11 protein-coding genes are annotated in these 11775 nt (G+C 71.4%); 10 read left to right on the top strand and 1 reads right to left on the bottom strand.

Going from position 1 to position 11775, the window contains the following annotated elements; genetic code table 11:
• Window positions 1-271 precede the first annotated feature (271 nt).
• Both ACFY2Q_RS23100 and ACFY2Q_RS23095 read left to right on the top strand, forming a co-directional pair.
• Entirely contained in the window at window positions 272-724 is a 453-nt protein-coding gene (locus ACFY2Q_RS23100; protein ID WP_387133463.1) for a PH domain-containing protein, read from the top strand.
• A 277-nt stretch (window positions 725-1001) separates the two neighbouring features.
• Window positions 1002-1934: an HNH endonuclease gene (locus tag ACFY2Q_RS23095; protein WP_387133461.1), complete on the top strand. Its 933-nt coding sequence runs from the start codon at window positions 1002-1004 to the stop codon at window positions 1932-1934.
• Here the strand turns inward: ACFY2Q_RS23095 and ACFY2Q_RS23090 are convergent, their stop codons facing one another.
• Window positions 1935-2708: a hypothetical protein gene (locus tag ACFY2Q_RS23090; RefSeq protein ID WP_387133459.1), complete on the bottom strand. Its 774-nt coding sequence runs from the start codon at window positions 2706-2708 to the stop codon at window positions 1935-1937.
• A 165-nt stretch (window positions 2709-2873) separates the two neighbouring features.
• Here ACFY2Q_RS23090 and ACFY2Q_RS23085 point away from each other — a divergent pair, with 165 nt between their 5' ends.
• From ACFY2Q_RS23085 to ACFY2Q_RS23050, 8 genes are all read left to right on the top strand, one after another.
• Window positions 2874-3323: a ribonuclease domain-containing protein gene (locus ACFY2Q_RS23085; RefSeq protein ID WP_387133457.1), complete on the top strand. Its 450-nt coding sequence runs from the start codon at window positions 2874-2876 to the stop codon at window positions 3321-3323.
• Window positions 3324-3390: 67 nt separating this feature from the next.
• Window positions 3391-3756 carry a barstar family protein gene (locus ACFY2Q_RS23080; RefSeq protein ID WP_387133455.1) on the top strand — a complete coding sequence of 122 codons (366 nt, stop codon included), beginning with the start codon at window positions 3391-3393 and terminating at the stop codon, window positions 3754-3756.
• 311 nt (window positions 3757-4067) lie between these two features.
• Window positions 4068-5087, top strand: coding sequence for a hypothetical protein (locus ACFY2Q_RS23075; protein ID WP_387133453.1), 1020 nt, complete (start codon window positions 4068-4070; stop codon window positions 5085-5087).
• A 46-nt stretch (window positions 5088-5133) separates the two neighbouring features.
• Window positions 5134-6303: a hypothetical protein gene (locus tag ACFY2Q_RS23070; protein WP_387133452.1), complete on the top strand. Its 1170-nt coding sequence runs from the start codon at window positions 5134-5136 to the stop codon at window positions 6301-6303.
• Window positions 6304-6319: 16 nt separating this feature from the next.
• Window positions 6320-6748, top strand: a complete 429-nt coding sequence (locus tag ACFY2Q_RS23065) for a hypothetical protein (RefSeq protein ID WP_334549664.1) — start codon at window positions 6320-6322, stop codon at window positions 6746-6748.
• A gap of 56 nt (window positions 6749-6804) precedes the next feature.
• Window positions 6805-7059, top strand: coding sequence for a hypothetical protein (locus tag ACFY2Q_RS23060; RefSeq protein ID WP_387133450.1), 255 nt, complete (start codon window positions 6805-6807; stop codon window positions 7057-7059).
• 2 nt (window positions 7060-7061) lie between these two features.
• Window positions 7062-10307: a hypothetical protein gene (locus tag ACFY2Q_RS23055; protein WP_387133448.1), complete on the top strand. Its 3246-nt coding sequence runs from the start codon at window positions 7062-7064 to the stop codon at window positions 10305-10307.
• Entirely contained in the window at window positions 10304-11773 is a 1470-nt protein-coding gene (locus tag ACFY2Q_RS23050) for a hypothetical protein (RefSeq protein WP_387133447.1), read from the top strand. The genes ACFY2Q_RS23055 and ACFY2Q_RS23050 overlap by 4 nt, the downstream gene beginning before the upstream one ends.
• Window positions 11774-11775: the final 2 nt, after the last annotated feature.

Below are 11775 nucleotides of genomic sequence, written 5' to 3'. Positions count from 1 at the left end.
TTGGGCTGCCGCCGTGTACGGGCACTCTACGACACGGCGGGCGGACCAGCCGTTTTCCGCCTCTGGCGGGACGAGGACTGAGCACATGACCGCTCATCGACAGTTTCGAGCGGCAGCCCAGCGGTGCCGCGTCACGTTGCGTTACGCGCGGCTCGCGGCTAGATCCGTGCGCCTCGATCTTGACGGCGGTCCGTTGGTCCGACGGCCCAACGCCGCAGTCGGACTGGACTACGCCGTTGGCCGGACGGGCCCCTCCGTAGCATGTTCCGCCATGCGCCGCATCGTCATCAGGCCACGCATCCAGATTCCGGTCCTAGTCGTGATCTTCGCTGTATGGACCCTGCTGGGCGTCACGTACTTCACCTCCGGGGACGTACTGGCCGAGCGCGACTGGTTCGGCATTGTGCTGGGATGCCTACTCGTCACGAGCGGCATTGCCGGGATCTGGCGGGCTCTTCGACTCGGCGTGGTAATCGGCGGAGAGGGCGTCCGTGTCCGCGGCTTTGACAGCCGTGACCAGGTCACACCGTGGAGCGCTATCCGGTCGGTCGACTGCGTGCAGATCGACGTACGGGGAGGCTTGCCGCTCTACGGTCCCGTCCTCCGCCTCGCTGACGACGCCGACGCCATGCCTCTCTCGGCGCTCGGCTCGTACTCACGGCAGGATGCCGAGCGCAAGGTCGAACAGCTGCGGAGCCTCAAGGCCAGCGCCGCGCGTTCCTGACCGGGATGCAGAGGCGGGCACCCGACCAGCGGATCCGGAAGCCGCTCGGGCTTTCGCCGCCACCCGCCCATGCAGCGCGCTGGCCACGGTGCGCCGCATGGGGTGGCCGCGTCGAGCGACACGCCGTAAGAATCGCCGCCGTGGCCGCCAGCCCCAGGCAACTCGGACCATGCTGATATCCGGCGGTGCCAGCACCTTCGCGGGGAGCGCATCCAGGATGCGGGTTTGACCGCTTGGGTGGTGGTGTTGAGATCAATCCTCCGGCAACCTGTCCGCTGTGAAGGCCTTCGTGGGTGTGACGGACGAGAGGTGGTATCGCTTCCTGGCGGAGCGACCCGAGCTGAATGAGGTCAACTTCTGGCGGCCGTCCGGCGGAGGGTTCCGTGCTCTCGTTCCGGGTGAGCCGTTCCTGTTCAAGGCGCACTTCCCGCTGAACCGGGTGGTGGGCGGGGGTTTCTTCAGCGGCTTCACGCAGCTCCGGATCTCGGAAGCATGGGAGCTTTTCGGCGAGGCCAATGGCGCTGCGAGCATCGACGAGATGCGCCTCAGTGTCGGGCGCTACCGTAAGCAGGCGATTGGCCCCGGTGAGGATCCGGTCATCGGCTGCATATTCGTCCGTGACGTCACCTTCTTCCACGCGGCGTCGACAGTCGACCCGCCGCCGCAATTCGCGTCGAACGTGGTGCAGGGCAAGACCTACGACCTGGCCGACGCTGAGTCGGCGGCGTACTTCGATCTGCTGATCCACCGGTTGATCGGGACGACCGCCGAGGTGGACCTCGACGGGCCCTGGCACCGACCGGGTCCGGTGTACGGCGATCCCCGCCTGGTGCCCCAGCGCCTCGGACAGCAGTCATTCAAGGCGGTCGTCCTGGGTGCCTACGGCCGACGCTGCGCCATCACGGGAAACAAGGTTCGGCCTGTCTTGCAGGCCGCACACATCCGGCCGCTTCCGAAGGGCGGCGAGCATCGGCTTGACAATGGCCTGCTGCTCAAATCTGACGTGCACATCCTCTTCGACCGGGGTTATCTGGGCGTCGATCCGAAGCATCGATTGATGGTCAGCCCACGGCTCCGGACCGAGTTCGGCAACGGCGACCAGTTCTACGCCAAGGCGGGAGAGCAGATAGCGCTCCCGGAGCGACGGGCTGATCGGCCGCGCGCGGAGTTTCTCGAGTGGCACCTCGACACCGTCTACAAGGCTGCCTGATCAGGATTTGGCGTCTCGGCGGTGGACGAGTTCGCTTACCCAGCGGGCGGCCTCCTTCTGTGCGGCGAGCATGTGCTGGCGGGCGTCGGCCACTTCCTCGTCGGCGTCCATGTCGGGGTGTTCGCTGAGGATCGTCACCCACCTGCGGCTCAGCTCCTCGGCGTACGTCGCCTTGCGGAGTTGCTCGTCGAACTGGTACTCCAGCTTCACCATCCGGTCGACGTGCGGCTGGAGCGCCGGCATGATGCGCTCGTCGAGGCGGACGGCGGCGTCGGGTCGGCAGGTGATCAGCACGTCACCACGCCGGTAGGACCACTCGGGGTCGTCGGCGAGGGCCCGTTGCAACGCCACCTCCAGGTCCGCCGCCCGGTGCGGCGGCAGGTCCCGGGCGGCGTCGGAGGCGAGCCGGGTCAACCGTTGGATGGCGTTCGGCTGGAAATACTGCACGTACCAGCTCAGCACCTCGGCGCGCAGGCTCGCCGGCGACGACCAGGCGAACGTGGCGCGGATGTAGAACGAGTACACGTAACCCTGGGCGGGCACCGCGATCAGCCGGGGCGCGTCGCGCTGTTCGACGAGCGGGCCGGACGGCGACGGGCCGGCACTGGCCCCGACGGGCGCCTCGTCCTGAAGCGCGGCGACCAGCCGGTCCCAGGTTCGCGCCCACAAGCGCCACGCGCCGACGCTCACGTTCCGGGTGATGGTCAGCCCACGGATGCCGCGCTGCCGCCACTGGTCTGCGGGCCGCGGCCTCCCGTCGGGAGCGTCCGTCATGGCACCCCTCCACGGTCGCGGATCCGCATTTCACGCTAACAACCCGTGACCGATATGCCCGTAGCCACGCCGTCGAAGGGGTATCGCCATCGGCCGGCAGCGGTGAGACTGGTGTCGATCCGACAACGACACGGATCGATGCATCGGATGGTCTGGAGGCAGCCTGTGTCCACCCTCGTGTCCCCGCTGGCCACGCTCGGCGCGATCCGCCGGCGTACCACCACCCTCGCCCTGCTCCTCGCCATGGTCGCCGCCGCGCTTGTCGGCCCGTCCGTGGTGGCCCCCCGCTTGGCCGACTCCGCCTCGGCGGCGGTCTACAGCTCCTGCACCATGAGTCGCTGCGCGGACGCCCGCACCGCCCGCTCCGGATGGTCGGCCAAGGGTTTCCCGACCAGCCGCGGCTGGTATTCCTGGAGTGGCGGCAAGTCCAACTTCGCCGGCGGCCGGTTCTACAACTACGAGGGTCAACTGCCCACAAACGCCACCTACTACGAGTACGACGTGTACCCGCGCACCCAGGGCGCCGCCCGGGACGCGTACCGGATCGTCGTGAACCGCAGCACCGGCGTCACCTGGTTCTCGCCGAACCACTACACCGACTTCTACCGGCTCTGACCGCCCCCGGTGCCGGCCGTCCCCACCCGGCCGGCACCGGTGGCCGAGCCAGATCAGGGGGTACGCGATGGTCGACCCGAGCGGTGGCGAGCCGCCCGAGTGGCTGACCGTGTGCCGGACCGGGATGCCGGAGGTGCCCTCCGCGTCGGTGCTTGCCGGCGCGACGACCCGGACCCGACCGGCGCTCTTCGCCGCACTGGCCGCGGCGTTGTCCCTGCCGGCCCACCTGGGTAGCACCTGGGACGCCCTCGCCGACGTGCTTCGCGACCGGCTGGACGCCGGCCCGCTCACCCTGATCGTCGACGACGCCGGCCAACTGCTCGCCGACGAACCCGCCGGCCAGTACGCACTCCTGCTCGCCGTGTTGGGCGACTTGGCGGCCACCGCCCCGCACCCGCTGCGCGTCGTCCTGCACGACGCCTCACCCTCCTGAGCGCTGCCGACGCAGATCCGCCCACCGTGAGTCACCTCGGGTGGCGTCTCACCGAGCGTGACGGTGGCGGGGCGCACATGCCCTGACGAGCGTGATGCCGCTGTGGCATCAAGATGCCGCTGTGGCATCAGGCTCAACAGAGACATGCCGCCCGACCGCGCGTTGGGCGTGCGCCGTGTTGGCCGTGGGCCGTGTACCGCGCGCCGCGGTGGCCGCTCCGGTGGCCTGGGCGCGGGGCGCTGTCGCTGTGCGGGTGCTCAGTTCCCGACAGTCGGGGCCGCCCGCGGGTGCGGTGACGGTGTTGGTGACGGTTGGGTGACGGCCGCTTCGCGATTGTCGTGCCGAGCCGGGCGGTGCGCCACGGCACGGGTAGTGGGGAGAACGGTGCGGTGGACTTCGTCGACGGTGTGCTGGTGCGGCTGGCCGATCCGGGCACCCGCGCCGCCGTCTTCGACGACGAGTCGCTGGCCCACCTGGTCGAGGCCGCGTACGACACCGAGGCGATGCCTGTCGCGCCTCCGTACTCGGCGGTGTTCGACGAGCTGACACTCGGTTTCGCGGCCGCGCCGGTGACCCTGGCCGAGGGAGAATGGCTGGGCTCCGGCGGCACCGCGCGTACCGAATTGCGCGTACGGCTGCACGGCCTCGGCGGGTCGGCGCTGCGCATCGACGCGCTGTGGCGGGGCAGCCTCGTGGTGCGTACCAGCGTGGCCCGGGACCGGGTCGAGGACCTTGACGTGGCGGTGCCCGCCTTCGACGTCGACCCGCAGATCGTCGCCGACCTGGGCGCGCTGCCAACCGATCCGGCGGCGCTGGAGACCGAGCGCCGGACCCGGCTGGTGGCCCGGCTGCGGGCCGGCCTGCACCAGCCGGCCGCGTTCACCGACGCGCACCTGGACCGGCTGCTCGCCGGTGTGGGAGCCGCGACGGCCGGCGACCTGGTGACACGGATGCGCGGGCAGGCCGCCGGTGCCACAGTGAAGCTGCGGTACGCGGACCCGCCGGCCGCACCGCCCACCCCGCGTCACCTGCCGTTCGCCGCCGCCGTGCTGATCCGCGACCGGGGTTTCTCCCTGGCCGACCTGCTCGTCGAAACCCGACTCGTGCGGGCCCGCGCTGAGGATCTGGGGCTGGACGTGCCGGCACCGGACGACGTCCGACGCCGGCACCGGGTGGTCGCCGTCTGGGTGGTGCCCATCGAGACGTTCGACGACGACGGCTGGCCCGGCGGCGACACCGGCACCGACGCGCAGAAGCGCGCCGCCCGGTTCGCCCGCGCCGGCCAGTGGCTGGCCCGCAGCGGCATCGGGCTCGCCGCCGTGGCGACCTGAAACTCCCGCCCACCGACCACAGCAGCAACTCCGTCCGGGAGGACCCGTGGCACCGACAGCAGCATTCCCGTTCATCGAGGTCCGGATCGTTCCGCCTCCGGCACCACTGGCCCAGCGCTCACCGGGTGTCATCGCCGTGGTCGGCAAGGCGCCGTCCACGGCCGACGGTGGCTCGGCGCCGGCGAACACGCCGGTCCGGATCGAGACCCTCGACGACGCGGTCACCAACTTCGCCCGCCGGCAGGCCGGCAACGTCGTCCGCAACGCCCTCTACAACTCGTTGGAGTTGGCGTTCCTCCAGGACCCGCGCCCGGCCAAGGTGTACGGGGTCAAGGTGTCCGGCGACGACTACGCGGCGGCCCTCGGCGCGCTGGAGGCCGCCGACGACGTGACGATGGTGTCGCTGGCCAACGAGACGAGTGTCGGCAACCCGGCCGGTGCGGGGGCACCCACCGGCCTGCACGCCCTCAAGGCGCACGTGGAGACGATGTCGGCGGCGGGCCAGCGGCGGATCGGCTTCGCCATGGTCAATCCGGCCACCGAGAAGGTGCCCACCTACGTCGCCGACATCACCACGGCCGCGAACCCGCTCAAGAGCAGCACCAGCCGGATGATGATGATCGCGGCCCGGGGCGCCGACGGCGACGCGGCCACCGCCGCGATGGCGGCCGTGGCCGGGCTGCCGGTGCACCACAGCATCGTGCTGAAGAAGATCCGCGGGGTGGCCATCCCGGTGGCCAAGCAGTACAGCCCCGCCGAGATCAAGGGCCTGTCCGAGGCGAACCTCACGCCGATCATCGACCCGACCCTGATCACCGGGGAGAGCCTGCACTTCGCCGACGGGCGACTGTTCACAAGCGACGCGAACCTGCTGCACGTCGACCTGGTCCGCACCCTCGACCAGATCGAGTTCATGCTCCGCGCGGGCCTGATCGGTCTGGTGGGCGACGCGCGGATCACCAAGCCGGGGATGACGCTTTTGAAGACCCAGGTCGACGGCATCCTCGGACCCCTCAAGCGGCAGGCGGTGATCGACGACTACCGCATCGAGATCCCGGTGCTGGACATCCTCAGCATCCCGGAGGTCGCCCGTACCGCCACCGACACCTCGATCGTCACCGCCGCCCGGGCCGACCGCACTGTCGACCTGGTCGTCACCGTCACGTACGGCCCAGCCGTGAGCCGCCTGCTGGTCACGCTCGTGGCCAAGTTCTGACCGGAGGAACCAGACCATGGAGTGGAAGACCCGCCTCGCGGTGCAGTACACAAAGGGCACCGAGACGGTGCTGATCAGCCCGATCGACTCGTTCAGCCCGTCCTTCTCGCTCAACGTCGAGGCGCTGCACTCGTGCGAGGTGACCCACCTGGGCGTCATCCACGCGCCGGTGTCGATGAACTTCACGATGACAGTCAAGGCGATCGGGGACGTCGCCGGCCGGCTCACCAAACTGGCCCTCGACGGCGACCTGTTCGACATCGCGCTGCTGGAGCACACCGGCGACGACTGGGCGTTCTCGTCCTTCGTGTTGCAGGACTGCCTGATCACCAGTGCGACGCCGACGACCGCCACGATCTCCGGCGCACCGGCGGCGACGTTCAGCGGCTTCAGCCTGGCCGCCACCGTCGACCCGAAGACCGGCGACCAGTCCGTGCTGCCCTGACGCGCGACCGACCGACAGTCGACGACAACCCGCCCACGATCAACCGGAGGTAGCAGATGGCGACCGGTGCTGGCCGTGCCGCCCGGGTCACCCGTACCGGGCTGGCCCTGGTGCACGCGGGTGAGCTGGTGCTGCCGGCGGCCGGTAGCGAGGCCGAGGCCGCGCAGGTCGCTGAGGACGATCGCGCCGTCATCGCGTACCACTTCCCGGTGGAGATCGAGGTGGTCTCGGCCGGCGGCGCGGTCGACGTCGACGCCCTCGCCGACCTCGCGCTGGCCCGGCTAGCCGAGCACCTGGACGGGCGGTCCTGACGGTGGCGATCTCGGTGCACGTGCCGGTGCGGATCCGGCTGGACGCCCGGTCGGTGACCGAGCGGCCGGAGGCGGTGACCGACGCGCTCGGCGCGGCCCTGGCGCGGGCTCTGGAACGCTCCCGTCGCGAGGTGGTCGCGCCCCGGGGCGGTTACCTGGAGGTACGCCCTTCGGCGCCGGAGTTCCGCTGGACCGGCGCGGGCGGCGAGAGGGTGTCCCCGGACGACAGGCGTGCCTTCGAGGCCCGGCTGCGCCAGCGCATCGACGAGGTGGTCGCTGCCGCCCGGCTGGATCCGGGGCTGCCGGCCGGTGTGGCGGCGCCGCTGAGCCGGCCGGCGGTCGAGCTGTTCGACCCGCAGCGGCTGCGCAGCCTGCTTGCGGTCTACCGGGTGCCGTCCTACGACGATGCCGGCGACGCCGCCGAGGTGCCGGTGGACGGCGACGAACCGCCGCCGATGCGCTACGAGTGGCGGTTACGCCCAGTCACCTACCTCATCGGTCACTTTGACGAACTGGCCCGCGAGGCGGTCCGGCAGCACGGGGCCCTCTCGTCGGGCAGCCCGGCTGGCGTCATCGCCCGGGTTACCGGCCCGGATGGACGGCGGGTGTGGCTGGTCATCGTCGCCACCACCCCGCTGTCCTACCTGACCTTCGACCGGTTCGGCGAGACTGTCTTCCGGGCCACCCCCCGACCGCACTTCGAGATCGTGCCGCGTACGCCAAGCCCGCAACCGGGAACGGTGGACCGTCGGCTCGTCGCCGAACGGGCCGCGCTGGTGTCCATGGTGGACGAGGAGCTCGGCGCCGACATCCGGACCCGCCTGCGCACCGCGCAGCCGCGCGGTGGCACCACCACCGCCGAGGAGTACGCGGCGCAGATCGAGCGGGCCGTCGAGGTGGAGGTGAACCGGCGCGTCCAAGGGATCCTCGATTCGCTGGGCGGCGCGACACCGACCAGCCTGGTCATCGTCCAGGTGGGTGGCACGTCATTGCTGCTGATCGGCACCGAGGACACCGACAAGACGCTGCACTGGACCGGACGGGCCAACCTGCTGCCGATCACCGTCGCAAAGCGCCCGACCAGACCGGTCGACCCCAACGCCCCGCCCGGTGCCGGCACCGACGCGGGCGGCGGCACCGACGGCGGCACCGACTCCGGTACCGACGGCGGCACGGGCACCGGGGCCGGCGCGGGCGACGGCACAGCCACGGGAACCGGCACGGGTGACGGCACCGGCACCGGCACCGGCACCGGCGCCGGAGCCGGCACCGGTGACGGGGGCGGCACCGGCGCCGGAGCCGGCGATACGGCACGAGGCGGGTTCGTCTTCGACCCGAGCGCCCCGAGCGCGCCGCCGAGCACCACCGCGAGCCGGTTTCCGCTTGTCACCGGTGAGCGGGCGGAGATACCGGCGTGCGGATCGCTCAACGGTGAACTCGACCTCGACGCGCTGGGCGCGGACGCCGACGGTCTGCGTCGCCTGATGGACGACATCGCGTTCCGGCTCCAGATGAACCAGCCCTGCCGCTACCCGGCGACCTTCTGTCTGCAGGCCGCCGCGGTGCTGCGCGCCCGCGCCGCCGCGATCGGCGTGATGGTCGGCTCGGCGGAGCGGGAGGGATTCAGCCGGCCCGTCCCGGAGGGCACCGGTGGGCTCGGACCACTGGACTTCCGGCCGGTCGCCTCGCCTGCCATCCAGTTCCTGCGTCACCTCGCCGGTGTGGTGCCGGGGCTGGACCACCTCGCCCAGCGGATCATGGCCGTCTACCGCAAGCCGGAGCACTGGTCCCGGATCCGCAGCGCCTCGTTCGAGCACCCGGCCTCCTGGAACCTGCACTTCCTGCACGAGTTCACACCGGCCGTGAAGGACGCTGTCGGCACGATCTTCGTGATCGGCAACAAGGCCATGCTCGTGCAGTTGCTGCTCAGCTCCCGGCAGGGCATCCAGGCGCGGATCACCAACTTTTCCGCGTACGCGCCGATCTTCGAGCGGCTGATCGTCTCCCAGCTCACCGACTACGTCGAGTTGCAGGGCCTGCGGGACCGGCTGCGCCGGCACGAGACGGCCCGGACCCTCCTGAACGCCACAAGCACCGGGGGAGAGGCGCTCGCCACCGCGAGCATGGCGAACCCGTCCACCGCCTGGTACGGCGCGGCGCACTCGCTCGCCGGCGCGTTCCTCGCCGCCGAGGCCGCCACCGCCAGTCCCGGCGCGGCCGGCGAGATCGTCGAACGGGACGGGGTGACCCGGATCCGGGACTCCCACGGGGTGCTCTGGACCGTCGCCGACATCGAACAGGCGATGGTCATCCAGCGTGGCGAGGCCGAGGGCATCGACCCGCTCGTCAAGCAAATCACCGACCTGCCCGACGTGCTGGCTCGCTTCGCCGGTGACCGCAGTGCCATCCGCGACGAGCTGTGGCGGGTGCTCCAGGACATGCGGCGCAACAACGTCGAGATGCTCGACCGCGCCCGGGGAGACGCCGGGTTCGCGTTCCGGGCCAGCCGGATCAGCGAACACATCCCGTCGGCCACCATCCCGGGTGGCCGGTACGCCCTCCAGGGCATCCACCTCGTCACCCACCAGCAGATCGGTGAGTTCTTCGGCGGCAGCAGCTTCTACACGCTCGGCGTCGACGACCTGTTCAGCAGTGAGCTGGGCAGGCAGGCGTTGTCCGCGTTCGCGCTGACCGTCGGCATCATCGCCCTGTCGGTGCTCTGCCCACCGCTGGGCTTCGCGGTCGGGGTGGCCGTCGCGGTGGGCGACGTGGTGCACGCGCACCAGCGCGAGCGGCTGTACGGCGCGTTGATCGACCCGGAGTTGGTGCTCACCCGCGCCGAGGTGGAGGTGGAGCTCTTCGCCGCGTACCTCGGTCTGGCGCTGTCTTTGATCCCGGAGGTCGGCACCATCGGCGGCGCGGCCGTGCGCGGCGGCCGGGTCGCCCTGCGGTACGGGCTGCGTGCCGGACTGCGGTCCGGTGGTCGGTACGTGGCGCGCCGGGTCGCCCGGCAGGTGATCGAGGCGGCTTCCCGGGACCTGCTGCAGGCGTTCGTCACCGAGATCCTCCTCAACGAGGTGTTGGAGCGCGTCGTGCAGAAGCTCATGGAGCCGATCCTCGCGTACGTGGAGCGGGAGGCGATGCTGCGCAGCGCTGTCGGCGGCCCGGAGGGCGCCCGGTTCCTCCTCATGGTGCTCGACTCCCAGCCCACAGCCGCCGGTCCCCGCGTCCCGGTGGTGCGGCCGTGACCCCGCCCCGCCGGTTCCGCGCGGGCCGCTTCCTGGACTCCGCGGCGGTACACGCAGCGGCCGACGCCAACCCGCGGCTGCGCCGGTTCATGCGTACGGTTGCCGGGCACAGCGAGGCCGGCGAGGTGCGGTCCCGCCGGCTGCTGGAGCACCTCATCCGCCGCATCGTCGACGACGTCGGTGACCTGCACCTGGGCAACGCGGTGAGCAGGCTGGAGCGGATCGCCGTGCTGCGGGAGAACATCGCCTCGATCCTCGACCACGTGCTCGACGGCCGCCCCCTGCCCGAAGGGACGCAGGTGGCGGCGTTGGGGGAGTACTTCGACCAGCTCAGAACGGAGATGCGCGACCTGAGCCGACCGCGCGACGGGATCGTGGGTGACGCGCCGCTGCGCCTGGCCGACGACGCCGCCGCGTACGCCGAGTCGTTGCTGCGGGATTTCGAGGCCGGCGGCGGCCGGCACGTTGAGCCGGCCGCCGTGGTCGACGACGCGTTCCGGGCCATGCCGGCAAACCGGAAGGCCGCCGTGCGCCGTGCCGCCGAGCTGGAGCCGCAGGCGCTGTGGCGGGCGGTGGCCAGCGAGACCGAGGGCGGTAAGCGGGCCGCCGTCGCGGACCTGGAGACCCGGCTCGGTGGCCGGCTCACACCCGACGAGCTGGCTCGGCTGCGGACCGCCGTCGACGACCTCGGTCGGTCCCGCTCGCGTGGCCTGCAGATGAGCGAGGCACGCCTCGCCGAGATCCTGGCCCGCATCGCCGACCCGGACCTGCGGGCGGTGGTGGCCAGTGGCGACGTGTGGCTCACCCAGCAGCTCGCCGCGCACAACCCGGAGGCCCTGGCCACCCTGTGGCAGCGCTTCCGGGACCGGGGCGGACGCGCCGACGACGGCCCCGGTTTCCGCTCCTACCTGCGCCACGACATGGTCACCTACGGCCGGGGCGTGCTCGGCGAGTACAGCGCGGCGTTCTCGCTGAGCAGCATCGAGTTGTTCCTCAAGGGGCCGGACGCCAACGTCAAGGTCGCCGGCACCGACCTGGTCGGCATCGGCCATGACGGCTGGGCGTGGCTGATCGACGACAAGTCGCACCGGTCGACGAGCGTCAGTGGAGTCAGCGCGCTCACCGAGAACCTGGCCACCAACCTGCGCCGTGACGCGGCCGACTTCCGCGACGGCATCGCACGGCTGCAACGCGGCGACCCAGGCTTCACCCCGGACCCGCGGATCCTCGACGCGATCTTGCGGATGGAGGACGCCGCCGCCGAGATCGACCGGATCAACCGGCGCGGCTCGGCGGCGACCCGGCCGGCGCGGATCAGCGCGGCGCTGGCGGAGCGCCGGCTGCGGCTGCGGGTCACCAGCGCCGCCGGCGAGGTCCGCGAGATCAGCCAGGCGCTGCGCGACCTGGGCCTCGCCGTCGAACGCACCGGTACGCCGGTGCCGCTGCCACCGATCGGAGGGCGCTGAGC

The sequence above is a fragment of the Micromonospora sp. NPDC000316 genome (assembly GCF_042898885.1).
GTDB lineage: Bacteria > Actinomycetota > Actinomycetes > Mycobacteriales > Micromonosporaceae > Micromonospora.
The sequence above is the reverse complement of the archived record's forward strand: the minus strand, read 5'-3'. Positions and strand labels throughout refer to the sequence as shown.

Bases quoted from the DNA above. Each gene is read 5' to 3' on its own strand.
- ACFY2Q_RS23100 (WP_387133463.1), top strand. From the start codon at position 272: ATGCGCCGCATCGTCATCAGGCCACGCATCCAGATTCCGGTCCTAGTC.
- ACFY2Q_RS23090 (WP_387133459.1), bottom strand. From the start codon at position 2,708: ATGACGGACGCTCCCGACGGGAGGCCGCGGCCCGCAGACCAGTGGCGG.
- ACFY2Q_RS23080 (WP_387133455.1), top strand. From the start codon at position 3,391: ATGGTCGACCCGAGCGGTGGCGAGCCGCCCGAGTGGCTGACCGTGTGC.
- ACFY2Q_RS23065 (WP_334549664.1), top strand. From the start codon at position 6,320: ATGGAGTGGAAGACCCGCCTCGCGGTGCAGTACACAAAGGGCACCGAG.
- ACFY2Q_RS23060 (WP_387133450.1), top strand. From the start codon at position 6,805: ATGGCGACCGGTGCTGGCCGTGCCGCCCGGGTCACCCGTACCGGGCTG.